The 24824-nt window shown below is 66.1% G+C and carries 21 protein-coding genes; 15 read left to right on the top strand and 6 right to left on the bottom strand.

Annotated elements, in window-relative coordinates:
• Positions 1 to 160 precede the first annotated feature (160 nt).
• Positions 161 to 1468, bottom strand: a complete 1308-nt coding sequence (locus ACK8OU_RS13635) for a D-amino acid dehydrogenase (RefSeq protein ID WP_410303967.1) — start codon at positions 1466 to 1468, stop codon at positions 161 to 163.
• 200 nt (positions 1469 to 1668) lie between these two features.
• Positions 1669 to 3108 (bottom strand): tetratricopeptide repeat protein, encoded by a 1440-nt coding sequence (locus ACK8OU_RS13630; protein ID WP_410303966.1) that lies wholly within the window; start codon positions 3106 to 3108, stop codon positions 1669 to 1671.
• Between the two features lie 223 nt (positions 3109 to 3331).
• Here ACK8OU_RS13630 and ACK8OU_RS13625 point away from each other — a divergent pair, with 223 nt between their 5' ends.
• Positions 3332 to 4027, top strand: coding sequence for a Crp/Fnr family transcriptional regulator (locus ACK8OU_RS13625; RefSeq protein WP_410303965.1), 696 nt, complete (start codon positions 3332 to 3334; stop codon positions 4025 to 4027).
• A gap of 28 nt (positions 4028 to 4055) precedes the next feature.
• Here the strand turns inward: ACK8OU_RS13625 and ACK8OU_RS13620 are convergent, their stop codons facing one another.
• A complete protein-coding gene (locus ACK8OU_RS13620; RefSeq protein WP_410303964.1) occupies positions 4056 to 4811 on the bottom strand; it encodes a cyclic nucleotide-binding domain-containing protein in 756 nt (251 codons plus the stop codon).
• A gap of 188 nt (positions 4812 to 4999) precedes the next feature.
• On the opposite strand from ACK8OU_RS13620, the gene ACK8OU_RS13615 reads away from it, so the two are divergent.
• From ACK8OU_RS13615 to ACK8OU_RS13575, 9 genes are all read left to right on the top strand, one after another.
• Positions 5000 to 5377, top strand: coding sequence for a hypothetical protein (locus ACK8OU_RS13615; RefSeq protein WP_410303963.1), 378 nt, complete (start codon positions 5000 to 5002; stop codon positions 5375 to 5377).
• A 3-nt stretch (positions 5378 to 5380) separates the two neighbouring features.
• Positions 5381 to 7648 carry a 4Fe-4S binding protein gene (locus tag ACK8OU_RS13610; RefSeq protein ID WP_410303962.1) on the top strand — a complete coding sequence of 756 codons (2268 nt, stop codon included), beginning with the start codon at positions 5381 to 5383 and terminating at the stop codon, positions 7646 to 7648.
• Positions 7641 to 9593 carry a TAT-dependent nitrous-oxide reductase gene (nosZ, locus tag ACK8OU_RS13605; RefSeq protein ID WP_410303961.1) on the top strand — a complete coding sequence of 651 codons (1953 nt, stop codon included), beginning with the start codon at positions 7641 to 7643 and terminating at the stop codon, positions 9591 to 9593. Before ACK8OU_RS13610 ends, nosZ begins: the two co-directional genes overlap by 8 nt.
• Before the next feature lie 2 nt (positions 9594 to 9595).
• Positions 9596 to 10930 (top strand): nitrous oxide reductase family maturation protein NosD, encoded by a 1335-nt coding sequence (locus tag ACK8OU_RS13600; RefSeq protein ID WP_410303960.1) that lies wholly within the window; start codon positions 9596 to 9598, stop codon positions 10928 to 10930.
• The gene (locus ACK8OU_RS13595) at positions 10896 to 11792 is read left to right on the top strand and encodes an ABC transporter ATP-binding protein (protein WP_410303959.1); all 897 of its coding nucleotides are present in this window, start codon (positions 10896 to 10898) and stop codon (positions 11790 to 11792) included. The genes ACK8OU_RS13600 and ACK8OU_RS13595 overlap by 35 nt, the downstream gene beginning before the upstream one ends.
• Positions 11789 to 12610, top strand: a complete 822-nt coding sequence (locus tag ACK8OU_RS13590; protein WP_410303958.1) for an ABC transporter permease — start codon at positions 11789 to 11791, stop codon at positions 12608 to 12610. The genes ACK8OU_RS13595 and ACK8OU_RS13590 overlap by 4 nt, the downstream gene beginning before the upstream one ends.
• Positions 12607 to 13182, top strand: coding sequence for a nitrous oxide reductase accessory protein NosL (locus ACK8OU_RS13585; protein WP_410303957.1), 576 nt, complete (start codon positions 12607 to 12609; stop codon positions 13180 to 13182). Before ACK8OU_RS13590 ends, ACK8OU_RS13585 begins: the two co-directional genes overlap by 4 nt.
• Before the next feature lies 1 nt (position 13183).
• On the top strand, positions 13184 to 14104 hold the full coding sequence (locus ACK8OU_RS13580; protein WP_410303956.1) for an FAD:protein FMN transferase: 921 nt from the start codon (positions 13184 to 13186) through the stop codon (positions 14102 to 14104).
• Positions 14105 to 14274: 170 nt separating this feature from the next.
• Positions 14275 to 16047 (top strand): acetate/propionate family kinase, encoded by a 1773-nt coding sequence (locus tag ACK8OU_RS13575; protein ID WP_410303955.1) that lies wholly within the window; start codon positions 14275 to 14277, stop codon positions 16045 to 16047.
• 3 nt (positions 16048 to 16050) lie between these two features.
• Here ACK8OU_RS13575 and ACK8OU_RS13570 read toward each other — a convergent pair whose 3' ends face one another.
• A complete protein-coding gene (locus tag ACK8OU_RS13570) occupies positions 16051 to 17307 on the bottom strand; it encodes an MgtC/SapB family protein (RefSeq protein WP_410303954.1) in 1257 nt (418 codons plus the stop codon).
• A 165-nt stretch (positions 17308 to 17472) separates the two neighbouring features.
• Here ACK8OU_RS13570 and ACK8OU_RS13565 point away from each other — a divergent pair, with 165 nt between their 5' ends.
• Positions 17473 to 17706, top strand: a complete 234-nt coding sequence (locus tag ACK8OU_RS13565; RefSeq protein ID WP_410303953.1) for a hypothetical protein — start codon at positions 17473 to 17475, stop codon at positions 17704 to 17706.
• Between the two features lie 15 nt (positions 17707 to 17721).
• On the opposite strand, the gene ACK8OU_RS13560 is transcribed toward ACK8OU_RS13565, so the two are convergent.
• On the bottom strand, positions 17722 to 18765 hold the full coding sequence (locus tag ACK8OU_RS13560; RefSeq protein WP_410303989.1) for an AbrB family transcriptional regulator: 1044 nt from the start codon (positions 18763 to 18765) through the stop codon (positions 17722 to 17724).
• 81 nt (positions 18766 to 18846) lie between these two features.
• Here ACK8OU_RS13560 and ACK8OU_RS13555 point away from each other — a divergent pair, with 81 nt between their 5' ends.
• The 4 genes from ACK8OU_RS13555 (at position 18847) to ACK8OU_RS13540 (ending at position 23741) form a co-directional block, all read left to right on the top strand.
• Positions 18847 to 19521: a GntR family transcriptional regulator gene (locus ACK8OU_RS13555; protein WP_410303952.1), complete on the top strand. Its 675-nt coding sequence runs from the start codon at positions 18847 to 18849 to the stop codon at positions 19519 to 19521.
• Between the two features lie 49 nt (positions 19522 to 19570).
• On the top strand, positions 19571 to 20980 hold the full coding sequence (tcuA, locus tag ACK8OU_RS13550; RefSeq protein ID WP_410303951.1) for an FAD-dependent tricarballylate dehydrogenase TcuA: 1410 nt from the start codon (positions 19571 to 19573) through the stop codon (positions 20978 to 20980).
• A complete protein-coding gene (tcuB, locus tag ACK8OU_RS13545; RefSeq protein ID WP_410303950.1) occupies positions 20970 to 22043 on the top strand; it encodes a tricarballylate utilization 4Fe-4S protein TcuB in 1074 nt (357 codons plus the stop codon). The genes tcuA and tcuB overlap by 11 nt, the downstream gene beginning before the upstream one ends.
• A gap of 69 nt (positions 22044 to 22112) precedes the next feature.
• Positions 22113 to 23741 carry an MFS transporter gene (locus ACK8OU_RS13540; RefSeq protein ID WP_410303949.1) on the top strand — a complete coding sequence of 543 codons (1629 nt, stop codon included), beginning with the start codon at positions 22113 to 22115 and terminating at the stop codon, positions 23739 to 23741.
• A gap of 9 nt (positions 23742 to 23750) precedes the next feature.
• On the opposite strand, the gene ACK8OU_RS13535 is transcribed toward ACK8OU_RS13540, so the two are convergent.
• The gene (locus tag ACK8OU_RS13535) at positions 23751 to 24764 is read right to left on the bottom strand and encodes an NAD-dependent epimerase/dehydratase family protein (protein WP_410303948.1); all 1014 of its coding nucleotides are present in this window, start codon (positions 24762 to 24764) and stop codon (positions 23751 to 23753) included.
• Positions 24765 to 24824 lie beyond the last annotated feature (60 nt).

The raw sequence follows: 24824 nt of genomic DNA, 5'->3' as shown, positions 1-24824 counted from the left end.
GGCGATGTCCCTTGCCACCGTCATGGCGCGTTCCCTTCCCGTGACGCGTTGGCGGGCAGCACGGCCCCCCTTGCGTGGTGGGTGCGGCCCCGGGGCCGCCATGGGGAAAGTGTTTGCGGTGGCAGGGCGCGAGTCAATCGAATCCTTGCGCCCCGGTCCGTCAGCCCGCGCTGGGTTGCAGGCGGCCAACGCCCGGCGCCCGGCCGCCCCGGCGCGCCTGATAGCGGCCATAGCCCAGATCGGCGCTTTCAATCTCGGTCGCGCGGCCCGAAACGATATCGGCCAGCACCCGGCCTGACCCTGCCGCCATGGTCCAGCCAAGCGTGCCATGCCCGGTGTTCAGGAACAGGTTCGGTACCGGCGTTGCCCCCACCACCGGCGTTCCATCCGGCGTCATCGGGCGCAGCCCGGTCCAGAACGTCGCCTGCGACTGATCGCCCGCACCGCCGAACAGATCCTCGACCGAATGCACCAGCGTGCGGCGGCGCTTGTCCTTCAGCGACAGATCGAAGCCCGCGATTTCGGCCATGCCCCCCACGCGGATGCGGTCGCCCAGCCGGGTGATCGCGATCTTGTGGGTTTCGTCCATCACCGTGGACAGGGGTGCGCGGCCCTCCTTCACGATCGGAACGGTGATCGAATAGCCCTTGACCGGATAGACCGGCAATTTCATCCCCAAGGGCGCCACCTGCGCGGGTGAATAGCTGCCCATCGCCACGACGAAGGCATCGGCCGTGACCTCGCCTTCGGATGTGCTGACCGAAAGGATCCGTCCGCCCGAAAGGTTCAGCCGCCGGATCGTCACGCCATGACGGAACTGCACGCCAAGCGCGCGGGCCTTTGTGGCCAGGCCCTGGGTGAACTTGAAGCAATCGCCGGTTTCATCCCTGGGCAGGCGCAACCCGCCCACGATCTTGTCGCGCGCATTGGCCAGCCCCGGTTCGGCGGCAAGGCAGCCCGCGGTATCCAGCACCTCAAAGGGCACGCCGCCCTGACGCAGAACCTCGATATCCTTGGCCGCGCCGTCCACCTGCTTTTGGGTGCGGAACAGTTGCAGCGTGCCCTGCTGGCGTTCGTCAAAGCGCAGGCCCGTTTCCTGACGCAGTGCGGTCAGGCAATCGCGCGAATATTCCGCCAGACGCACCATGCGCGCCTTGTTCACCGCATAGGCGCGGGTGGTGCAATTGCCCAGCATCTGCATCATCCAGCGGATCTTTTGCGGGTCGGGGCGCGGCTGCACGATCAGCGGGGCGTGTTCCATGAACATCCACCTGATCGCCTTGAGCGGAATGCCCGGCGCGGCCCAGGGCGCGGAATAGCCGGGGCTTATTTCGCCTGCATTGGCGAAAGAGGTTTCCAGCGCCGTCTCGGGCTGGCGGTCTATCACCGTCACATCATGCCCGGCGCGTGCCAGATACCAGGCCGAGGTCACCCCGATCACACCGGCCCCAAGCACCACAATCTTCATGTCGCATCCCCCCTGATTGCCCCGAAAAGGCCTGTATCAAAGTGTAGCGGATCGACGGGAAAGGTTCTGGCAAAGATGGGCGAAGATTGCGCTTGTGGCGCAAGAAAAGTCGAAGTTAAGCGGTGCAGGACGAAGAATCTTCGATGATTATGTGGCGTTGTCGAAGATCACGGCGTCTTGAGTCTGCCGGGAATCGCCTGTCAGCGGTCCAGCAGACGGCCCAGCACCTCGGGTTTCAGGATGTCATCGCCGCAGCGCGCCGCACCCATCAGGGGTGTGCAGGCGGCGTAAAGCGCGCGCAAGGTCGCCCGTGTCGCAAGCCCGTCAATGGGCCCATTGTATCGCCCCTCGGTCCGCAGGCGTGTCTGCAGCAGATAGATCGTGAAATTATCATTGGCCCGCGCCAGTTCCGGGCCAAATCCGCGTGCGATCAGATCTGGCTCGGCTGCAAGGCGCGCGGCCAGCCTTTCATAGGCGGGGATCGTCTTCACCCGGGCGGCGTCGATGGAGAAGCGCAGGCGTTCGATTTCCGGCGCGCTTAGCAGGCTGGCGAAACGGTCCAGATAGGCCAGGGCGCGGTCGGGTTCCTTGCGGATGTTATAGCGGTTGCCGTTGCGTACCTGGCCGATCAGATAAAGCAGCGCGTCCTTGTTGCCGGCCTCGGCGGCCCGTTCCAGACCGGCAAGCGTTTCGGGGCCGCTGGCGACCATGCTGATGCCCCAGGTGCGGCGCTGCGCCTCCAGCACCTCGATCCGGCCTTCGCCGGCGGCGCGGGCCTGCCGGGCGAAGCCGTCGAATTTCTGGCGCGAACCTTCACCCAGGAACCCATACATCGCGCCTTCGGCCAGGGTGACCCAGGCTGTGCTGCGGCCCAGTTCGCCGGCGCGGCGCAAATAGGCCTCGGCGGCGGCCGGGTCGCGCTGGCGCCACATCAGCGTTGTGCCGAAGCGTTCCAGCCCTGCGCCGTTGCCTGCGGCGGCGGCCTGTTCGAACAGGTCAAGCGCGCGGGATTCATCCTTGGGCAGGCCGGTGCCATGCAGCAGCAGATCGCCCAGGATGACCTGCGCCTGCGCATCCCCTGCGGTGACGGCCTGTTCCAGCAATGCCTGCCCTGCGGAAACATCACGGGGCAGCACCCAGCCGCCGATAAGTTGTTCACCCAGCACGCGCCGGGCCTCGGCATCGCCCGCGCTTGCGGCCTGATCCAGCAGGGTTCGCGCGCGCGTCGGATCGGCGGCCCGCCCCGTGCCCCACAAAAGCGCAGTGCCCAGGGTGCGCTGCGCGGCAGCGTTTCCGTTGGCGGCGGCCTCTTCCAGCAGCCGGGTGCCTTTGGCAGTATCGGCCTTGGTATAATAGCCATCCAGCAGGATCTTGCCGAGCGCGGCCTTGGCCGCGGCATCGCCCGCGCTTGCCGCCTGATCCAGCAGCGACAGGCCCGCGGGAACATCCTGCGCGACATCGCCAAGGCCATAGATCAGCGCCTCGCCCTGCGTCCGTATCGCTGCGGCATCCGGGGTCGCGGTTTCCGCCGCAGTGGTGTCTTGCGCAAGTGCGGGGGCAATGACCGCCCCCGCGATCGCCGTGCCAAGAAACAGCGCGGCAAACACGCCTGTTGCGCGGAAGGTTTTCTTGGGTGTCATGGACGCATTCCTTTGGTGTGAAGCGTGCCGCGCAAGCGCGACCGGCACGGATCTGTCATTGCCGACCAGCAAAGACCCCGCCACGCAAGCTGTCAAGGGTGGTGCGGCCTACGGCGGGTCTGACGCATGCGCTGAAATCGGGTTCATTTGATCTATGTCATGTTTGAATCAACTTGAGAAATGTCAATCAATGGTCAGGGAGATTCGCTTGCCGGGGATCAAGATGACGGAACAGACATTTGCCGCGCTACGCGATGTGCCGGCCTTTGCCAAATTGACTGACGCCTGTATCGCGCGCCTTGCGCGCACGGCGCAGCTGCGCAACCACGACCGGGGCGCCACCATTTTCCTGCAGGGGGAACGGGCGAATGCGCTGCGGTTTGTGCTGGGGGGCTGGGTCAAGCTGTATCGCGTCGCACCTTGCGGAAATGAGGCGATCATCCGCCTGGCCCCGCGTTTGCGCAGCCTGGATGAAATGGCGGTGGTGCGCGGGGCGGGTCACAGCCTGTCGGCGCAGGCGGTGACCGATGCCCGCGTCCTGTCGCTTGATGCCGGGGCGATGCGGGCCGCGGCGGCAACCGAACCGTGTCTGGCCTTTGCTTTGCTGGCGGTTGCGGCGGATAATGCCGATGCGCTGGCCGATGATCTGGAGCGGCTGAAGGTGCGCAACGGGGCGCAGCGTCTGGCGTTGTTTTTGATTGATCTCAGTCAATCGAAACGTGGCGAGACGTTGGTGCAATTGCCTTATGAAAAACAGGTGATTGCCGGTGGCCTTGGGCTGAAGCCCGAAAGCCTCAGCCGGGCTTTCGGTCGCCTGCGCAGGCATGGCGTTTCGATGGCGCAATCGGCGGTGCGCATCGATGACGTCGCGCGGCTGCGCGACTTTGCCGAGGAAGACCCCGCCCTGTCCTGGGCGTGATCGGTCGCGTGTTGCCGGGCCGTTGTGCTTAGAGCGGCGGATCGACCCGTGTGGGCGGCGGCAGGCTGACGCCTGCGGTTGCGCCGCCTGGATCGGGGCCGTCGATCAGGCGATCGGGCGGGGCCACGGCGGCCAGCGCGGCACGATCGGTGATGGTGACCTGCTGGCCGCGCAGGGCAACACCGTTGGCTTCCAGCCCGCGCAGGGTGCGCGACAGGTTTTCCGGCGTCATCCCCAGGTATGAAGCGATCAGTCGCTTTTCGACCCCAAGTATGAAGCTGTCGGCATTTTCCGCCATGTGCGACTGTTTCAGCAGATAAGCGGCCACCCGCTCGCGCGAGTTGCGCAGCTTCAGGCCCTTGGCATGGCGCACCACCGCGCGATAGGCCCCCGCCAGTTCGTTGATGGTCGAGACCGCAAATTCCGGATCGCGCCGGAAGATCGCACGCAAATCCGAGGCAGGCACCAACAGCACGCGCGACCGTTCCAGCGTGCGCGCCGACATCAGATAGGGCGCATCCTTGATGCAGGCGGCCAGGATAAAGGTGCCCACCGGCTGCACCACGGCCATGGTGCAGCGGTTGCCGCCCCAGTCGGCATGAAGCTCGACCGCGCCTTCCAGCACTACATGCAGGAAATCGGCCGGATCGCCCTGCCGGATCAGTTCCAGCCCTGCCGGAAACAGTTGCGCGTAGGACCCCTGCATAAGCTGTTCGAAATTTGAATGCAGCATGTCGCGAAACAGCGGCAAGCGGCGGACCTCGGGCAGATCTTCGGCGCGCATGTAACAACCTTCATCTGAAACATTGCGGTGTTTTGGATGCTGAATTGACCAATGTCAATCAGCCTCGCGCGGCTGTGTGATGTGGCTGTGTGATGTGGGGGGCTGAGCGGCGATCCGTGCGCGGTTTCGGCGGGTTGACTTGCCCAAAGTCAAGGAGGGGTCCTTGCGCCTGCGCTATGGCTGCGGGCATGAAACTGTTGCGTTGCCCCCTTTTGCTGACCGCGCTGCTGGTGTTTGCCCTTACCCTGGGCGGCTTCAGCCGTGGCATGGCCGAAGGCGCGGGGGCCGCGCGGGCGCAGTTGGTCGAGATGGTGATCTGCTCTGACATGGGTGCCCGGATCGTGCTGGTCGATCGCGATGGCGCCGCCCGCCCCGCCGAGGATTGTGACCTGACTTTCTGCCCCGACTGCATGCAGGCCGGGGCAGTGGCGCTTGGACTGCCATCGTACGATCCGACGCAGGTGCGCGGTTTCGGTCGGGCCCTGCGCCCCACATCGCATCAGGCGCCCGTCCTGCGCCGCGTTCGTCTGGCGCAAGCCCGTGCGCCCCCACTGCAGAAAGCCTGATTGATGACCCCCAATGCCTTGCCAGTTCCGCATTTTCCGATCCGCAGTTTCGCGCGTGCCGTGGCCTTGCTGGCCCTTGCCGCGGGCCTGTTCTGCGCCCTGCTGCTGGCCGCGCCCGCCGCCGCCCAATCCCCCCATCTGCCGCGCTTTCTGGCCGAGGTTCCCGCAGGCACCCTTGTCGAGGGTGCCGATGCCTATGGCCCGCTGCGTGAGGATTTGCCCGTCGCCCCGGTCCTGAAGGGCGGAAACCGGATCGGCTGGGCCTTCATCACTTCGGATTTCGTGGGCACGACGGGCTATTCGGGCAAGCCGATCCATACGATGGTGGCGGTGGACGACGCGGCCCGTGTGATCGGCCTGCAACTGGTGAAGCATTCCGAACCGATCGTTCTGATTGGTATTCCCGACAGCAAGATCAAGGCGCTGGTCGAGGAATATGTGGGCCTGGATCTGGTGGCCGAGGCGGAATCGGGCGGATCCGCACATGAGCTGAACATCATTTCAGGCGCGACGGTCACGATCATGGTGATCGACGATTCGATCGTGCGTTCTGGCCTGCGGGTGGCGCGTGCGCTGGGGCTGGGGGGGCTGGCGGCACAGACCCCGGCCAGCGGCCCCCAGGTCGAGATCAACCCCGATGCGCAGGCTGCCGATGACTGGTTCACGCTGGAAGGCGATGGCACCCTGCGCCGGCTGTCGCTGGATGTGGGACAGGTGAACGCGGCCTTTGAACTGCTGGATGATCCGCGCGCCGCCGCCCGCCCGGTTCAGGCCGCGCCCGAAACCACCTTCATCGAGATGCAGCTGGCGCTGGTGTCGGTTCCCGCGATCGGGCGCGCGCTGCTGGGCGAGGCGGAACAGGCCAATCTGCAGGCCTGGCTGGCCGAGGGCGAACATGCGATCATGGTTGCGGGTCGGGGGCTTTATTCCTTCAAGGGCTCGGGCTATGTGCGTGGCGGCATCTTTGACCGGATCGTGCTGATCCAGGATGATGTGTCCGTTCGGTTCCGCGACCGTGGCCATCGCCGGCTGCTGGGCATTGCCGCTGATGGCGCGCCGGAATTCACCGAGCTTGACCTGTTCAGGATCCCCGCCGATGCGGGCTTTGACCCGGCCAAGCCGTTCCGTCTGCAACTGCTGGTGCAGCGCGATGTGGCGGCGATCGAACGGGCCTTCACCACCTTTGATCTGGGCTATCAGTTGCCCGCACCCTATCTGCGCACGCTGACCCCGCCGCCCGCTGCCGCGCCCGCCGCCACCGGCGCCGATGCGGTTGCCGATCGTGACGAATCCGCCGCGCAAAGTGCACTCTGGCGCAAGATATGGCGCGACAAGCGCGTCGAGATCACGGGTCTGGGCGCGATGCTGGTGGTGCTGACGCTGGCCTTCTTCTTCCAGGGTTTCCTGACGAAGTCGGACCGGGCCACCGCCTGGTTCCGCTATGGCTTTCTGACTTTGACGCTGGTGTTTCTGGGCTGGTATGCCAATGCGCAGCTGTCGGTCGTGAACCTGATGGCGTTGTTCGGCGCGCTGACCACGGATTTCAGCTGGCAGGCCTTCCTGCTGGACCCGCTGACCTTCATCCTGTGGTTCGCGGTGGCGGCGGCGCTGATCTTCTGGGGGCGGGGCGCCTATTGCGGCTGGCTGTGCCCCTTTGGCGCGCTGCAGGAACTGTCGAACCGCATCGCGCGGCGTCTGGGGGTTCCGCAATGGACGCTGCCCTGGGGGCTGCATGAACGGCTTTGGCCCTTGAAATACATGATCTTCCTGGGGCTGTTCGGGGTCTCTCTGGCCTCGATCGAACAGGCCGAGCATCTGGCCGAGGTCGAGCCCTTCAAGACCGCGATCGTGCTGAAGTTCATGCGCGCCTGGCCTTTCGTGGCCTATGCGGCGGCGCTGCTGATGGCGGGGCTTTTCGTGGAACGCTTCTACTGCCGCTATCTGTGCCCGCTGGGCGCGGCGCTGGCGATCCCGGCACGGTTGCGGATGTTCGACTGGCTCAAGCGTTACAAGGACTGCGGCAATCCCTGCCAGACCTGCGCCAATGAATGCATGGTCCAGGCGATCCATCCGACGGGGGAAATCAACCCCAACGAATGCCTCAACTGCATGCACTGCCAGGTGCTGTATCAGTCGAAAACGAAATGCCCCGTGGTGATCCGCAAGGAAAAGCGGCGCGCGGCGGTGGGGACCCCGGACCTTGGCGGTGCCAAGCGGGCCGCGGGCGAACTTTTGAACCATCCCAACATGAGAGGACAGACCGATGTCTGACAAGACACAGACGACAGGGATCAGCCGCCGGGGCCTGCTGGGCGCCACGGCCGGAGGCGCGGCGTTTGCGGGCGCCATGGGCGGGTCACGCCTGGGCCTGTGGGGCGGCGCTGCCGCCCTGGGCGGGGCTGCGACGCTGGCCGGCGCGGGTGCGGCCCATGCGGCGGGCGATTTCAACGTGGCACCGGGCCAGCTGGATGAATATTACGGCTTCTGGTCTTCGGGCCAGACGGGCGAGCTGCGTATTCTGGGCGTGCCCTCGATGCGCGAATTGATGCGCGTGCCGGTGTTCAACCGCTGCTCGGCCACGGGCTGGGGCCAGACGGATGAATCAATCCGTATCCATCAGCGCACCATGAGCGACAAGACCAAGGCCTATCTGGCCGCCAATGGCAAGAAGATCCATGACAACGGCGACCTGCACCACGTCCACATGTCCTATACCGAGGGCAAGTATGACGGGCAGTATCTGTTCATGAACGACAAGGCCAACACCCGCGTGGCCCGCGTACGCTGTGACGTGATGAAATGCGACGCCATCCTGGAAATCCCGAACGCCAAGGGCATCCACGGTATGCGTCCGCAGAAATGGCCGCGGTCGAACTATATCTTCTGCAACGGCGAGGATGAGGCGCCGTTGGTCAACGACGGCTCTACGATGACCGATCCCTCGACCTATGTGAACATCTTCACCGCGGTCGATACCGACAAGATGGACGTGGCCTGGCAGGTGATCGTCTCGGGCAACCTGGACAATTGCGATGCGGATTACGAAGGCAAATGGGCCTTCTCGACCTCTTATAACTCGGAAATGGGGATGACGCTGGCCGACATGACCGCCAGCGAGATGGACCACGTCGTGGTCTTCAACATCGCCGAGATCGAAAAGGCGGTCGCCGCGGGCGAGGGCCAGGAACTGAACGGCGTGCGCGTGCTGGACGGCCGGAAAGAGGCCAACAGCCAGTTCACCCGTTACATCCCGATCGCCAACAACCCGCACGGCTGCAACATGGCGCCCGACAAGAAGCACCTGTGCATCGGCGGCAAGCTGTCACCCACCGTGTCGGTCATTGACGTGACGAAACTGGATGCGGTTTTCGAAGGCGCCGATCCGCGGTCTGCCGTGGTGGCCGAGCCGGAGCTTGGTCTTGGGCCGCTGCACACCGCCTTTGACGGGCAGGGCAATGCCTATACCTCGCTGTTCCTGGACAGCCAGGTGGTCAAGTGGAACATCGAGGCGGCGGTCAAGGCCTATGCGGGTGAAAATGTCGATCCGATCCTGGAAAAGGTCGATGTGCATTACCAGCCGGGCCACATCAAGACCTCGCATGGCGAGACGCTGGAGGCCGACGGCAAGTGGATGGTGGTGCTGTGCAAGTTCTCGAAGGACCGGTTCCTGAACGTCGGCCCGCTGAAGCCCGAGAACGACCAGTTGTTCGACATTTCGGGCGACAAGATGGTGCTGGTGCATGACGGCCCGACGTTTGCCGAACCCCATGACGCGATCGCGGTGCATGCCTCGAAGATGACCAATATCCGTTCGGCCTGGGACCGTCAGGATCCGATGTGGGCCGGAACCCGCGCCCAGGCCGAGGCCGATGGCGTGAACCTGGACGACTGGCAGGAAACCGTGATCCGCGACGGCAACAAGGTGCGGGTCTACATGTCCAGCCAGGCGCCGAACTTCAGCCTGGAATCCTTTACCGTGAAGGAAGGCGACGAGGTCACGGTGATCGTCACCAATCTGGATGACATCGACGACCTGACGCATGGCTTCACCATGGGCAACCACGGCGTCGCGATGGAGGTGGGGCCGCAGCAGACCTCATCCGTGACCTTCGTGGCCGCGCAGCCCGGCGTCTTCTGGTATTACTGCCAGTGGTTCTGCCATGCGCTGCACATGGAAATGCGCGGCCGGATGTTCGTGGAACCGAAAGGCGCGTGATCATGAAACGCTGTCTGCCCCTGATCCTTGCCCTGATCCTCGCGCTGCCCGCCGTGGCGGCCGAGGGACGGCGCGTGGCGCCGGGGGCGGGCACCTTGCAAGCGGCCATCGCCGGGGCGATCCCCGGCGATGTGCTGATCCTGGCCGAAGGGCGCTTCGAAGGCCCGGTCACCATCGACCGGTCGCTGACGTTGCAGGGCAGCGCGGGCAGTGTGGTCGACGGGCTGGGGCAGGGCACGGTGATCACCATCACCGGCGATGACGTGACCATCCGCGGTCTGACCGTGACCGGATCGGGCCACGACAACCAGGCGCTGGATTCCGCGATCAAGATCGTCAAGGGCGCCGACCGTGCGCTGATCGAGGGCAATACCCTGACCGGCAACATGCATGGCGTCGATGTTCACGGGGGCCTTGATGCGGTGGTTCGCGCCAATACGATCACCGGCACCCGCGACCCGCGCATGAACGAACGCGGCAACGGCGTCTACATCTGGAACGCGCCCGGCACCGTGGTCGAGGGCAATACGATCCGCTATGGCCGCGACGGGATCTTTTCCAACACCTCGAAGGACGGCACCTACCGGGGCAACCTGTTCCGCGACCTGCGCTTCGCGGTGCATTACATGTATACCCACAACTCGGAAGTCTCGGGCAATGTCAGCATCGGCAACCACCTGGGCTTTGCGATCATGTTTTCGAACCGGGTGGTGGTGAAAGACAACCTGAGCCTGGGCGACCGCAGCCACGGGGTCATGCTGAACTATGCCAACAATGCCGAGGTCGCACGCAATCTGGTGCGCGGCGGGGCCGAGAAATGCACCTTCATCTATAATGCCCACAAGAACCTGATCTATGACAACCGCTTCGAGGGCTGCGGCATCGGCATCCACTTCACCGCCGGGTCGGAACGCAACGTGCTGACCGGCAACGCCTTCATCGGCAACCAGACGCAGGTGAAATATGTCGGTACCCGCGATATCGAATGGAGCTTTGAGGGGCGGGGCAACTACTGGTCGGATCATCCGGTCTTTGACCTGGACGGCAATGGCATCGCCGACAGCGCCTTTCGCCCCAATGACCTGATGGACCATATCCTGTGGTCGCAGCCCGCCGCATCGCTGCTGCTGGGTGCGCCGGCGGTGCAGCTGATCCGCTGGTCGCAGGCCAGTTTTCCCGCGACGCTTCCCGGCGGTGTGCTGGACAGCCACCCCTTGACGGCCCCGATACAGATTGCGGTTCCCCAAGACATCGCCCGGATCGAAGCCGACACCCAGCCCGTCTGGGCCAATGGTATGACAGATGACACAGACATTGACCCTCTCACAGCTCACTAAATCCTATGACGGCGTGATGGCGCTGCGGGATGTAAGCCTTTCGGTGGCCCCCGGCGAACGGGTGGCGCTTCTGGGCCACAACGGCGCGGGCAAATCCACGATGATGAAGATCATCCTGGGTCTGATCCCTTTTGACGGTGGCAGGGTGGCGGTGACCGGCGCAGCCCCCGGCAGTGCCGAGGCGCGCCGCCGTGTGGCCTATCTGCCGGAAAACGTGGCCTTTCACCCGGCGCTGACGGGTCTGGAACAGATCCGCCACTACCTGCGCCTGCGGGGGCAGGATGCCGGCGCCGCGATGGGTCTGCTGGATCGCGTGGGCCTGTCGCATGCCGCCACCCGCCGGATCGGCACCTATTCCAAGGGTATGCGCCAGCGCGTGGGCCTGGCCCAGGCGCTGATCGGGCATCCCGCGCTTCTGGTGCTGGATGAACCGACCTCGGGCCTTGATCCGGTGTCGAGACGTGATTTTTACGCGCTGCTGGATGGGCTTGCGGCCGAAGGCGCCTCGATCCTGCTGTCCAGCCATGCGCTGACCGAGGTTGAGGCGCGCACCGATCGCATCGTGATCCTGTCGAAAGGCGTCATGGTGGCCGAGGGGCGGTTGTCTGACCTGCGGCGCGGTGCGGCGCTGCCGGTGGCGATGCAGATCATCGCGCGCCCCGGGCAGGGTGACGCGCTGGCGCGTGCGTTGCCGGGCGCTGTGGCGCAGGGCGACACGCTGCATCTGGCCTGCGACCAGGATGCCAAGCTGCCGACGCTGGCGCGGATCAGCGGCCTGGGCGATCTGGTTGCCGATCTTGAGGTGCTGCCCCCCAGCCTTGAGGATATTTACAGCCATTTCAGCCGGAGGGACGGGCAATGAACCGCATCCTGGCCACCGCCGCGACCGAATTCCGTATCGCGCTGCGCAACCGCTGGGTCACCATCGCGGTGGTGATGATGGCGCTGTTTTCCATGGTTCTGTCGGCGGCAGGTTCGGCGCCGACGGGCGCACTTGGCGCCGACCGGCTGTCGGTGACGGTGGCAAGCCTGACCTCGCTGGCGGTCTATCTGGTGCCGCTGGTGGCGCTTCTGATGTCTTTCGACGCGGTCGCGGGCGAGGTGGAACGCGGCACGCTGCCCCTGCTGCTGACCTATCCGGTTGCCCGGGCCGAGGTGCTGCTGGGCAAGCTGGTCGCGCATGTCGGCATCCTCGCGCTGGCGGTGGCGGTGGGCTATGGCATCGCGGCCATCGCCGCGGCCGTGGTGGACCCGCGTGCGCTGAACGGGGTGCCGGCGCTGTGGCGGCTGATGTGGTCCTCGGTTCTGCTGGGGGCGACGTTCCTGGGCGCGGGCTATGCGCTTTCGGCCCTGTCGCGCCGGCCGTCGGGGGCGGCGGGGCTGGCGATCGGGCTGTGGCTGGTGCTGATCGTGCTGTATGATCTGGGGCTGCTGGCGGCGATCGTGGCCGATGGTGGCGGCGCCTTTACCACCGGGGTCTTTCCCTGGCTGTTGCTGGCCAATCCGGCGGATGCGTTCCGGCTGTTCAACCTGTCGGCGTCCGAGGCGACGGCCGCCGCCGCAGGCCTGGCGGGGGCGGCGAACACGATCCCCGCCTGGCAGGCGCTGGTGTCCATCCTGTTGTGGCCAGTGCTGGCGCTGGGGCTGGCCATTGCCGCCTTTCGAAGGGTGACGCCATGAAATACCCCGCCCTGATCGTGCTGATGCTAGTGCTGGCCGCCTGCCGCGAGGATACCGCAAGCCAGCCGCAGCCGGTGACGATGACCGAGGAAGCCGTGGGCCATTATTGCCAGATGCACCTGCTGGAACATCCCGGCCCCAAGGCGCAGGTGCATCTGACAGGCCAGCCGCATCCGCTGTTTTTTTCCCAGGTGCGCGATGCCATCGCCTATCAGCGCATGCCGGAACAAAGCCATATGATCGCGGCGATCTTTGTCAACGACATGGCCGTGGCCCCCAGTTGGCAGATGACCGGCGCGGACAACTGGATTCCCGCCACTGCGGCGTTCTATGTCGTGGGTTCGGACGCGGTGGGGGGGATGGAGGCGCCCGAACTGGTGCCCTTTGCCCGCGCCGCCGATGCCGACGCCTTTGCCGCCGAACGCGGCGGGCAGGTGTTGCAGCTTGCAGATATACCCGATGTCGAGGTGCTGGCCCCCGTCGCGGTCGGCGATGAAGACACCGATGCCCGCGGGGCCGAGGCGGATTTCGCCGCGCGGCTTCGCAAACTGTCGCAGGAAAGGCAGGACTGACATGACCACCACGCGCCGCAGGTTTCTGACAATTGCCGCCGCCGCCGCCGCCGTTGCGGGAAGGCCCGCTGCCGCCGCCCCGCTGTATCGCTGGCGGGGCCAGGCGCTTGGTGCGCAGGCCTCGATCATGCTGGCCCATCCACAGGCCGAAAGGATCACCGCCACCGCCCTGGCCGAAATTGAGCGGCTGGAGGAGATCTTCAGCCTGTACCGGCCCCATTCGGCGATCAGCCGGCTGAACGCCACCGGCCTGCTGCAGGCGCCGCCCTTCGAATTGCTGGAATGCCTTGGCCTTGCCGGCGCGGTGCACCGGGCGACGGGGGGTCTGTTCGACCCGACCGTGCAGCCGCTTTGGGCCGCATGGGCCAGCGCGCAGGCTCAGGGCGGCGCGCCCGATGCGGCGGCGCTGGCGGCTGCGCGCGCGGCGATCGGCTGGGGCCGCGTGCGGCTGGACGCCGCCGCGATCACGCTGGATCCCGGCATGGCGCTGACGCTGAACGGCATCGCGCAGGGCTATGTCGCCGACCGTATCGCGGATCTGCTGGCGCGCGAGGGGTTGACGGATGTGCTGATCGACACGGGCGAGATGCGCGCGCTTGGCGGGCATCCGGATGGGGGGGCATGGGATGTGGGCCTGCGCGCGGGCGAGGCGTTGTTGCCCCGGCGGGTGGGTCTGCGCGATCGGGCGCTGGCAAGTTCGGCCCCGCTGGGCACCGTGTTTGATGCGCGCGCGCAGCTGGGTCACATTCTTGATCCGCGGACCGCAGCGCCCGCGCGGGGGCAATGGTCGCTGGTGTCTGTTGCCGCGCCAAGGGCCGCGCTGGCGGATGCGTTGTCCACGGCATTGTGCCTGATGGAACGCCCGGCGATCACCGCCGCGCTGGCGCGGTTTCCCCAGGCCGAACTGGTCGCGCTGGTCTGATCGCCGGGCGCGCACCCCGGCGGGCCAGGGGGGCTGTCTGCCCCCCTCTTGGCCATTCGGCCAATTCACCCCCCGAGGATATTTTGCCAAAGCCGAAGCCGCCGCGCGCCGCCGGGTCTACCCTTTGTGATGCGGGTTACGCATATTGGGGGCAGCGACAGGAGGTCTTGATGCGCATTCTGGTTTTCAACGCAGGCAGTTCCACACTCAAATTCGCGCTTTTTGACATGGCCTGCAATGAGGCCGAGCTTGTCCGGGGCACGTTCGAGAGGTTTTCGCCCGAGGGCTGCAGCCTGAGCCTGCGTTCGGCCGAGGGGCGCAGCGAACGCACCCTGCCGTTGCGCGATATCGCCGCGGCGATCGCCGCGGTGCCGGGCCTGCTGGCGGATCTGGGGCTGGATGGGATCGATGCGGTCGGGCATCGGGTGGCGCATGGGGGGCCGCAATATGCCGGGCCGGTGGCGATTGATGACACCGTGCTGCAGGCGCTGGATGCGCTTGTGCCGCTTGCGCCCCTGCACAATCCCGCCAACCTGCAGGCGGTGCGGCTGGCGCGCGCGACCTGGCCCGGTCTGGCGCAGGTGGCGGTGTTCGACACGTCGTTCCATCTGACCAATCCGCCCTTCGTGACCACCTACGCGGTGCCCGAGGCCTGGCGGGGCGCGGGACTGCGGCGGTTTGGCTTTCACGGCACGTCGCACAAATATGTTGCGTTGCGCGCCGCGCAGGTGATCGGCCAGCCGATCGACAGGTTGCAAATCATTTCCTGTCATCTGGGGAACGGTGCCTCGGTCTGCGCGATCAATCGCGGTCGCAGCATGGACAGTTCCATGGGGCTGACGCCGCTGGAGGGGCTGGTGATGGGCACGCGTTCGGGGGACATCGATCCCGGCGCCTTCGGCTATCTGCACCGCGAGCTTGGCCTGTCGATCCCCGAGATAGAGTCGGCATTGTACAAGGACAGCGGGCTGAAGGCGCTGACCGGCAGTTCGGACATGCGTGATGTGGAACATCGCGCCGCCGAGGGTGACCATGCCGCGCAGCTTGCAATCGAGATCTATGCCTATCGTGCCCGCAAATACATCGGGGCCTATGCGGCGGCGATGGGGGGGCTGGATGCCTTGGTCTTTACCGGCGGTGTTGGCGAGAATTCGGCCTCGATGCGCAGGCGGATCTGCGACGGGCTGGAATTCATGGGGGTTACGCTGGATCATGACCGCAACCAGCATGTCGGTCTGGCCGACCGCGCCGCGCCCGAGCTGCAGGCCTGGGGCGGGCGGGTGCGGGTGATCGTGACCGAGACGGCCGAGCAACTGCAGATCGCGCGGGAAACGGCCGCCACGCTGGCCGCGCCCGCCCGCCCCGCGCTGGCACTGCCGGTCGCGGTTTCGGCGCGCCATGTTCATCTGTGCCAGGCCGATGTCGAGGCGTTGTTCGGGCCGGGGGCGACGCTGACCCCGGAATTCGACCTGCGTCAGCCGGGGAATTTTGCCGCCCTGGAGAAGGTGCGGGTCGAGGGGCCGCGCGGCGGCTTTGACCATGTGCGTATTCTGGGGCCCACGCGCGGGCGCACGCAGGTCGAGGTGTCGCGCACCGATACTTTCGCGTTGGGGGTGCAGGCGCCGGTGCGGTTGTCGGGCGACCTGGAGGGTACGCCGAAGGTGCGGCTGATCGGGCCTGCCGGTACGGTGGAAACCGACGGGCTGATCATCGCGGCGCGCCATATCCACATGAACCCGGCGGATGCGCGGCGCTGGGGTGTCGCGGACGGGCAAGAGGTTGAGGTGCGCGTTACCGGCACCGGGCGCGGGGTGTCTTATGCGCGCACCATCGTTCGCATCCAGCCCGATGCTTTCACCGAAATGCATATCGACACCGATGAGGCCAATGCCGCGGGCATCGTCGCGGCGGCGGAAGGCGCGCTGATCCCGGCGGCGGAATAGGGGTTATCCCAGGTCCGACAGCGCAAAGACCGCCGCGCCCGTTACCGCCGCGGCCAGCGTGCTGGCCAGCAGCGGCAGCCAGAAGCGGACGGGCCCGGCCAAGGCCGACAGGACGATGCGCCCCAGCGCATTGCCGGCCAGAGCCACCAGAATCCCGGTGCCGATGATCGGCAGGCCGACCGTGGGGCTGGTGATGCGCAACGCGCTGAGCACGGCGACATCGACATCGAACAGGCCCGACAGGGCAGATGTCGCGGCAAGGCTGGTGGCGCCGAACCGGGCCACCAGCCCGGCGCTGGCCGTCGAGACCAGCGCGAACAACGCCGCAAAGACCAGAAGCGCGCGCAGTTCAAATGGGTTGCGCGGGGTTTCGGGCGGCGTACCCGCGCCGGTGCCGCGCAGCAGCATGGCCAGACCTGCCGCGCCCAGAACGGCGGCGGCGCACAGGGTGGGTGCCGCGATCCGGGGCAGGATTTCGGGGCGCAGAAGCGCGGCCACGCCGATCACGCGCAGGATGGAGACCATGCCCGCCAAGGCCGCCGCCCCTGCCAGCGGACGGGCCTGGGTTGTGTCCTTTGCCATGCGTGCCAACGCCACGGTGACCGCGGTCGATGAGGCCAGCGCCCCCGCCAGCGCGCTGAGCAGAAAGCCCCGTGTCGCGCCCAGCACCCGCACGGCGATATAGCCGGCATAGGAAATCGTTGCGATCAGCACCGTGAAGAACCAGATTTCCCAGGGGTTCAGCCCACCCCAGGGGTCGACCGCCCGGTTGGGCAGGATCGGCAGGACGATTGTGGTCATCACCGCCAGCACCAGGGCCGAGCGCAGTTCAACCCAGCTTAGCCGGCGCAGGGCGGCGTGCAGCATTTCACGGCTGCCAAGGATCGCGGCCAGCGCGGCGCCCCCGGCGGCGGTGACGCGGTAATCGCCGCTGACCGCCAGCGCGCCCAGACCAAAGACCCCCAGGCCCGCCATCACCCCGGTGACGCTGAAGTTTCCGTCGTGGCGGGCCTCTTGCAGCTGAAACAGGCCGAACAGCGCGGCCACGCCCAGAAAGCCCGCGGCAAAGACAAGGGGCGCGTTCATTTCGGCGGCAAGGGCCGCGAAGATGCCGCCCAGAAGGCCGAAGATGCCGAAAGTGCGCAGGCCTGCGGTGCGGCTGCCGGCAGGTTCTTCACGTTCACGCCAGCCGCGTTCCAGCCCGACCAGAAGCCCGATGGCAAGCGCCACGCCAAGCTGGAAAAACAGATCCCGTATCACGCCCCCGATCCTTGCCGCTGGTATGGGCCCGCCGATCATGCCTCAGCGCGCGGCGGGTGGAAAGACATGGGCGATGCGACACCGACCTGCACGAAAAGACAAGTATCAAAATGACAGGTGTAGACCTATGTTCAAAAGATATAACGCATTGAAATAAAAACAAAGATGAACAATACGCGCCGGAAATCAGAATTGTTTCCTGATATTGTGCCAAGTGACGGGCGGTCGCTGGCGCCTTATGCGCGTCTCTGCCTTCGGGGCAGTGCTGCGGGGTGGGCGTTGCGCTGGCCTTGCGCCGTTCTGCAGACATTGTGGTTCAGCCTGCCGGGCGAACAGCGCTGGTTTGTGATCGGGCTTTTGATCTATCTTCTGGCCCTGGCACCGGTGCAGCCGGGCTGACATGCGCGGCGTCCGTCAGTCGGGGCGCTTGTCCCCCCGGCGCAGCAGGCGCGCCGCGATCGGGGCGCCAAGGATCACCAGCACGATGCGCGTCAGGTGATGGGCGACGACATAGCCAAGATCCGCCCCCGCCACGATCGCCAGAACCGTCATTTCCGCCTGACCCCCGGGTGCAAAGGCCAGGAAGCCCTCGACAGGTTTCGACAGGCCGCTCAGCACCACAAGTTCGGTGAAGATCGCGGCCAGAACCGCCAGCAGGATCACGAAAGCCACGCCCTTGGCCACGATGTCGCGCAGGTCGCGCAGCGTGACGCCGACGTAATGCACCCCGATCCCCATGCCGATGAACAGCTGCGCGATCAGGATCGCCTCTTTTGGCGGGCGCATGTGGATCAGGCCGCCAAGGCTTAGCGCCGCGGTCACCACCATCGGGCCCAGGATCGCCGCGCCGAACAGGCCGATCCGTTCGCCGCCCTTCCAGCCAATGATCGCCGCGCCGACCATCAGTGCCAGTTCCCGCAGCGGGATCTCTGATACCGGCAGACCGACCGGGTTGGTCAGGGCGACCCCGTATAAAGTTGTCAGGACAATCGGCGCCAGCGTGACCAGGATCAGGATCCGGGTTGCATGGATCAGCGACAGCGCGCGCACATCGCCCCCCGCCTCTTGCCCGAAGACGACCATGTCCTGCAGCCCGCCGGGCATCGCGGCGTAATAGGCGGTGGTCGCGTCAAAGCCCATCCGGCGGAAGAAGGGCACGCCCACCAGCGCGATCAGCAGGATGTAGGCCGGGATCAAGGCCAGCGACAGCGCCATGGCCGGCAGCTGGCCGATCAGCGCAGGTGTGATCGACGCACCCACCGCCACACCCAGAACCGTGCGGGCCGCAGCCGACACCGGCCCCATGCCCTGCAGCCGCATTCCCGCCAGGGCCGCGATCAGGCAGGCCGCCATCGGCCCGAACAGGAAGGGCAACGGCAGATCGAGGAACTGGAACAGCACCGCCCCCGCCAGTGCAAGGATCAGCGTGGTCATGCGGCGGCGGGTGATGAAGTGCATCGGGATCTCGGGTTTCGGGCGGTTGACGGGTTGTGTATCCAACTGTATACATCCGGCAGCAATCCTCAAGGGCCTTTGCGCATGACCACCGATGAAATCGACTCTGACGGGCCGCAAGGGCAGGGCGCCTATCGCCGCCTTCTGGAAGAGATTCGCCGCGGCGATCTGCCCCCCGGTGCGCGCCTGCGCGAGATTGAGCTGGCCGAACGCTTGGGCATTTCCCGAACCCCCGTGCGCGAGGCGATTCGTCAGCTGGAAAGCGACGGGCTGGTGGTGCATCTGCCCCGTCAGGGGGCCACGGTGCGCAGCCTTGATTACCCCGAGATCATGGAACTGTATGAAATGCGCGCGGTGCTGGAAGGTACGGCGGCGCGCTTCGCGGCGCGGGCGGCATCTGATGTCGAACTGGCCGAACTGCGGGCCCTGAATGGGGAAATGGCGCGCGCCGGGCATGGCCGGCACGCCTATGAACTGAACCGCCAGTTTCACCTGACGCTGCTGGACGCAGCAAAGAACCGGTTTCTGGTCAAGGCCACCAATGCGATTCAGAAGACGCTGCTTATCCTGGGGCCGACAACTTTGGTTGAGCCGCAGCGTGCCGAACAGGCCGCGCTGGAACATGCCCGCATCCTGGACGCGCTGGAGGCCCGCGATGGCGCCCGCGCCGAGACCGAGATGCGCAGCCATATCGAGGCGGCCCAGGGCGCCCGCCTGCGTGCGCTGCGCGGCCGTGACCGACCGCCGCATGAACCATGAGTCCATCCCGCCCACCGAACCGACCACCCAGCCACCACCGGAGCAAGACATGCCAGAAACCGCAACACCACCCCTGACGGGCCCCTGGGATGTGATCGTCGTGGGGGGCGGCAACGCGGCCCTGTGCGCCGCGATCACCGCCGCCGAAGCGGGCGCGCGGGTGCTGATCCTTGAAGGCGCGCCCAAAACCTATCGCGGCGGCAACAGCCGCCACACGCGCAACTTCCGCTGCATGCATCGCGGGCCGGTTTCGGTGCTGACCGGCAGCTATGAGGAAGAGGAATACTTCCACGACCTGATTCTGGTGACCAAGGGCAAGACCGATGAGGCGCTGGCCCGCATGACCATCCGCAATTCCGAAGAATGCCTGCCCTGGATGGAAGCGCATGGCGTGCGTTTTCAACCCTCGCTTTCGGGCACGCTGAGCCTGTCGCGCACCAACGCCTTCTTTCTGGGCGGCGGCAAGGCGCTGGTGAACGCTTATTACAACACGGCCGAGGATCTGGGCATCACCGTGGTCTATGAGGCGCAGGTCAGCCATATCGGGCTTGAGGGCGATCGCTTCACCCATGTCGAGGTGTCCATCGCAGGCGGGCCGGTGCAGACGGTGCCGGGGCGCGCGGTGGTGCTGGCCTCGGGCGGGTTCCAGTCGGATATCGAATGGCTGACGCGGGCCTGGGGACCGGCGGCGGCGAATTTCCTGATCCGGGGCACGCCCTACAACATGGGCGTGGTTCTGAAAGACATGCTGGATCAGGGCAGCGATTCCGTGGGCGACCCGACGCAGTGCCATGCGGTGGCGATCGACGGGCGGGCGCCGAAATACGATGGCGGCATCGTCACGCGGCTGGATTGCGTGCCGTTTTCCATCGTGGTCAACCGCGACGGCGACCGGTTCTATGACGAGGGCGAGGATGTCTGGCCCAAGCGTTACGCGATCTGGGGCCGTCTGGTCGCGGGCCAGCCCGATCAGGTGGGCTATGCAATCATCGACGCGAAATCCTATGATCTGTTCATGCCCTCGGTCTTTTCGCCCAACAAGGCCGACACGATCAAGGATCTGGGCGACCAGATGGGACTTGACGGGGAAAAGCTGGCCCGCACCGTGGCCGCGTTCAACGCGGCCTGTCGCCCCGGCACCTTCCACCCGACCGAACTGGACGGGCTGGCGACCGAAGGGGTCACGCCCGCGAAAACCAACTGGGCCCGCCCGCTCGATACGCCGCCCTATTACGGCTATCAGCTGCGTCCCGGCGTGACCTTTACCTATCTGGGGCTGAAGGTGTCGGAAGATGCGCGCGTGCATACCGCGCGCGGCCCGCTGGCCAATGTCTGGGCCGCGGGGGAAATCATGGCCGGGTCGATCCTTGGCCAAGGCTATCTTGCCGGTTTCGGCATGACCATCGGAACCGTTTTCGGACGCATCGCAGGCCGGGAGGCTGCCGCCCATGTCGCTTGATACCCCAAACCTCATCCAGGAAGCCCGCCGGCAGATCGAGATCTGCAACGCCTGCCGCTATTGCGAGGGGTTCTGTTCGGTCTTTCCCGCGATGACGCGGCAGAAGGCCTTTGCCGATGGCGACATCACCCATCTGGCGAACCTGTGCCACAATTGCCGGGGGTGTTATTATTCCTGCCAATACACCCCCCCGCATGAATTCGCGCTGAACCTGCCCGCGGCCCTGGCCGAGGTGCGCCAGGACAGCTGGGAACGTCTGGTCTGGCCGCAGCCGCTGGCGCGGGCGTTTCACGACAGCGGGGTCAAGATCGCGGTGGTGCTGGTGCTGGGCTTTGCCGCGCTGTTTGCCGCGCTGGCCGCGCTGCGCCCCGAGGGCGGCGAGGGGTTCTATGCCCATCTGGCGCATAATGCGATGGTGGCGATCTTTGCGCCCGCCTTCCTTGTGCCGCTGCTGGGCGTGGCGATCGGTCTGCGCCGTTATTGGGCCGAGGTCGCGGCGGGGCCGTTCCGCCTGCGCCATCTGATCGGGGCTGTGAAACAGGCCGCGGTGCTGCGCGACCTGAGCGGCGGGCAGGGCCAGGGTTGCAACTTTGAACACGAGGATCGCTATTCCGTGGCACGCCGGCATCTGCACCAGGCGGTGCTGTATGGCTTCCTGCTGTGCTTTGCCGCGACATCGGTTGCCACGCTGATGCATTATCTGCTGGATATGCCCGCGCCCTATTCGCTGTTCAGCCTGCCCAAACTGCTGGGCGTTCCGGGCGGTATTCTGCTGGTGATCGGCACGGTGGGTCTGGGCTGGCTCAAGACCAGGGCGGACCCGAAACTGGGCGCGGTGCGCGTCTGGGGCGGCGAGATGGCCTTTGTCGGGTTGCTGGGCTTTGTCGGGGCCTCGGGGCTGGCGCTTTATGCGGCGACGGGGACGGGCGCGGTGGCGCCGCTGCTGGCGCTGCATCTGGGGGCGGTTCTGGCGTTCTTTCTGCTGCTGCCTTTTACCAAGATGGTGCACGGCTTCTTCCGTCTGACGGCGCTGGTGGCCGAGGAACAGAAACAGGGCCGCTGATCGGCCCGGTTGCAGACCGGGGCGGGCTTGCGTAAGCTCGCCCCAGGAAACAGGATCAGGACCCCCGGCGTGAGCGAACGCGCCTCTCCCTTCGCGCCGTTTCGGCATGGCGCCTTCCGGATGCTCTGGTCGGCGACGCTGTTTTCCAATTTCGGGGGTCTGGTTCAGGCGGTGGGCGCGGCCTGGGCGATGACCACGCTGACCAGTTCGCCCACGCTGATCGCACTGGTGCAGGCATCCAACACCCTGCCGATCATGCTGTTCGCACTGGCGGCGGGGGCGCTGGCCGACAACATGGACCGGCGGCGTATCATGCTGACGGCGCAGGCGCTGATGGCGGTGGCCTCGGTGGGGCTGGTGGCGGTCACGGCCTTTGGCGGGCTGACGCCCTGGGTGCTGCTGGGATTCACCTTCCTGATCGGGCTGGGCACGGCGTTGAACAACCCGTCGTGGCAGGCCTCGGTCGGCGATCTGGTGCCGCGGGCGGAAATTCCGGCGGCGGTGACGCTGGGTTCGGTCGGGTTCAATCTGATGCGCAGCGTGGGGCCGGCGGCGGGCGGGATCATCGTGGCGGTCTTTGGCGCGGCGGCGGCCTTCGCGGTCAATGCGCTCAGCTATCTGCCGCTGCTGGCGGCGCTGATCCGCTGGCGCCCGCAGCTGCGTCCGCGCACCACCACGCCGGAACCCTTCCTGCCCGCGATCGGCGCGGGCCTGCGCTATGTTGCGCTGTCGCCCAATCTGGTGCGGGTGATGGCGCGCGGCGCGCTGTTCGGTCTGTCGGCGGTCGCGGTGCAGGCGCTTTTGCCGCTGATCGCGCGCGATCTGGTGGGGGGCGGGTCATTCACCTTCGGGACGATGCTGGGGGCCTTTGGCCTGGGCGCGATCGGCGGGGCCTTCCTGAACCCGCGCCTGCGTGAGCGGTATGACAATGAACGCATCGTGCAGATCGCCTTTGCCCTGTTTGCCGCCGCCGCGGTGGTGCTGGCGCAAAGCCGCAGTGTCTGGCTGTCGGGGCTGGCAATGCTGCCGGCGGGTGCGGCCTGGGTGATGGCGCTGTCGCTGTTCAACGTGTCGGTTCAGCTTAACACGCCGCGCTGGGTGGTGGGCCGGGCGCTGTCGCTGTATCAGACGGCGACCTTTGGCGGCATGGCGGCGGGCAGCTGGATCTGGGGCGCGGTCGCCACCTCGGCGGGGGTCGAGGCCGCGTTGATGACCGCCGCCGGGGTTTTGCTGTTTGGCGCGGTTGTGGGGTTCCTTGTCGCGATCCCGGATTTCGGCACGCTTGACCTGGACCCGGCCAACCGTTTCCGCGAGCCGATGTTGCGGCTGGACCTGCGCGGTCGGTCGGGGCCGATCATGGTCATGGTCGATTTCGTGATCGACAAGCACGATGTACCCGAATTTCTGCGCCTGATGGCGGAACGCCGCCAGATCCGGCGCCGGGACGGGGCGCGCAACTGGGCCTTGCTGCGCGATCTGGAACAGCCTGAAATCTGGAGCGAAAGCTACCACGTTGCCACATGGGACGAATACCTGCGCCACAACCAGCGCCGGACCAAGGCCGATATCGAGGTGTCCGAGCGGCTTTATGCGCTGCACCGCGGGGCGACGGCGCCCCGTGTGCACCGGATGATCGAACGGCACACGATTTCGTCTGCGGATGATATTCCGCTGCGCCCCGATCACGACATCGTCTGACGGTCGCGGCTACTTGCGGTAATAGTCGCGGAACCAGGCGACAAAGTGGGCGATGCCGTCGCGCACGTCGGTTTGCGGGCGGTATCCGGTCAGCTGCTGCAGCAGGCTGGCATCGGCCCAGGTGGCGGGTACATCGCCCTTTTGCATGGGCATGAAATTGCGGATCGCAGTCTTGCCCAGGGCCTCTTCGATGGCTTCGACGAAGTCCATCAGGCGCACCTTGCCGGAATTGCCGATGTTGACGATCCGGTAGGGCGCCACCGGCGACAAGCTGTCACCGGGGGCAATGCCGGCGGGTGTTTCGGGGCGTTGGGGCACCGCGTCGATCAGCAGGCGGATACCGCGGACCAGATCCTCGACATAGGTGAAATCGCGATACATCTGGCCATTGTTGTAGATGTCGACGGGGCGGCCTTCCAGGATCGCATCGGTGAACTTGAACAACGCCATGTCGGGCCGGCCCCAGGGGCCATAGACGGTGAAGAACCGGAACATCGTGGTCGGCAGGTTCCACAGATGCGCATAGGCATGGGCCATGCTTTCATTGGCCTTTTTCGTGGCCGCATAGATCGTCAGCTGGGTGTCGGCCTTGTCGGTTTCGGCAAAGGGCATGGTTTCATTGGCGCCATAGACCGATGAGGTCGATGCGATCAGCAGATGCGCCACCCCCAGCCGCCGCGCGGCCTCGATCACGGTGAAGGTGCCGATGACGTTGGAATCCAGATAGGCGCGGGGGTTGTCCAGCGAATAGCGCACCCCGGCCTGTGCCGCCAGATGCACCACGATTTCGGGCGCGAAATCATCGGCCACGCGGTCGAACAGGGCCTGATCCTCCAGCATGCCTTCGGTCGCGGTAAAATTGGGGTTTTGCTGCAAAAGGGCGTGGCGGCGCTGTTTCAGCGTGACATCGTAGTAATCGGTCATCCCGTCATAGCCATGCACGCGCCAGCCTTCGGCCAGCAGCAGCCGGGCGAGGTGGAAGCCGATGAAGCCGGCGGTGCCGGTGATCAGGACGCGTTTCACGGGATACTCCTTGCACATGGCCGCCATGGCGGGCCGGGTTGCGTCGCCATAGCATCCGCG

Source organism: Pontitalea aquivivens, assembly GCF_046507575.1.
GTDB lineage: Bacteria > Pseudomonadota > Alphaproteobacteria > Rhodobacterales > Rhodobacteraceae > Pontitalea > Pontitalea aquivivens.
This window is presented reverse-complemented; position numbering and strand designations above follow the sequence as displayed.

Coding starts and splice junctions, on each gene's coding strand:
- ACK8OU_RS13635 (WP_410303967.1), bottom strand. CDS start 1,468: ATGAAGATTGTGGTGCTTGGGGCCGGTGTGATCGGGGTGACCTCGGCC.
- ACK8OU_RS13630 (WP_410303966.1), bottom strand. CDS start 3,108: ATGACACCCAAGAAAACCTTCCGCGCAACAGGCGTGTTTGCCGCGCTG.
- ACK8OU_RS13625 (WP_410303965.1), top strand. CDS start 3,332: ATGACGGAACAGACATTTGCCGCGCTACGCGATGTGCCGGCCTTTGCC.
- ACK8OU_RS13620 (WP_410303964.1), bottom strand. CDS start 4,811: ATGCGCGCCGAAGATCTGCCCGAGGTCCGCCGCTTGCCGCTGTTTCGC.
- ACK8OU_RS13615 (WP_410303963.1), top strand. CDS start 5,000: ATGAAACTGTTGCGTTGCCCCCTTTTGCTGACCGCGCTGCTGGTGTTT.
- ACK8OU_RS13610 (WP_410303962.1), top strand. CDS start 5,381: ATGACCCCCAATGCCTTGCCAGTTCCGCATTTTCCGATCCGCAGTTTC.
- nosZ (WP_410303961.1), top strand. CDS start 7,641: ATGTCTGACAAGACACAGACGACAGGGATCAGCCGCCGGGGCCTGCTG.
- ACK8OU_RS13600 (WP_410303960.1), top strand. CDS start 9,596: ATGAAACGCTGTCTGCCCCTGATCCTTGCCCTGATCCTCGCGCTGCCC.
- ACK8OU_RS13595 (WP_410303959.1), top strand. CDS start 10,896: ATGACACAGACATTGACCCTCTCACAGCTCACTAAATCCTATGACGGC.
- ACK8OU_RS13590 (WP_410303958.1), top strand. CDS start 11,789: ATGAACCGCATCCTGGCCACCGCCGCGACCGAATTCCGTATCGCGCTG.
- ACK8OU_RS13585 (WP_410303957.1), top strand. CDS start 12,607: ATGAAATACCCCGCCCTGATCGTGCTGATGCTAGTGCTGGCCGCCTGC.
- ACK8OU_RS13580 (WP_410303956.1), top strand. CDS start 13,184: ATGACCACCACGCGCCGCAGGTTTCTGACAATTGCCGCCGCCGCCGCC.
- ACK8OU_RS13575 (WP_410303955.1), top strand. CDS start 14,275: ATGCGCATTCTGGTTTTCAACGCAGGCAGTTCCACACTCAAATTCGCG.
- ACK8OU_RS13565 (WP_410303953.1), top strand. CDS start 17,473: ATGAACAATACGCGCCGGAAATCAGAATTGTTTCCTGATATTGTGCCA.
- ACK8OU_RS13560 (WP_410303989.1), bottom strand. CDS start 18,765: ATGCACTTCATCACCCGCCGCCGCATGACCACGCTGATCCTTGCACTG.
- ACK8OU_RS13555 (WP_410303952.1), top strand. CDS start 18,847: ATGACCACCGATGAAATCGACTCTGACGGGCCGCAAGGGCAGGGCGCC.
- tcuA (WP_410303951.1), top strand. CDS start 19,571: ATGCCAGAAACCGCAACACCACCCCTGACGGGCCCCTGGGATGTGATC.
- tcuB (WP_410303950.1), top strand. CDS start 20,970: ATGTCGCTTGATACCCCAAACCTCATCCAGGAAGCCCGCCGGCAGATC.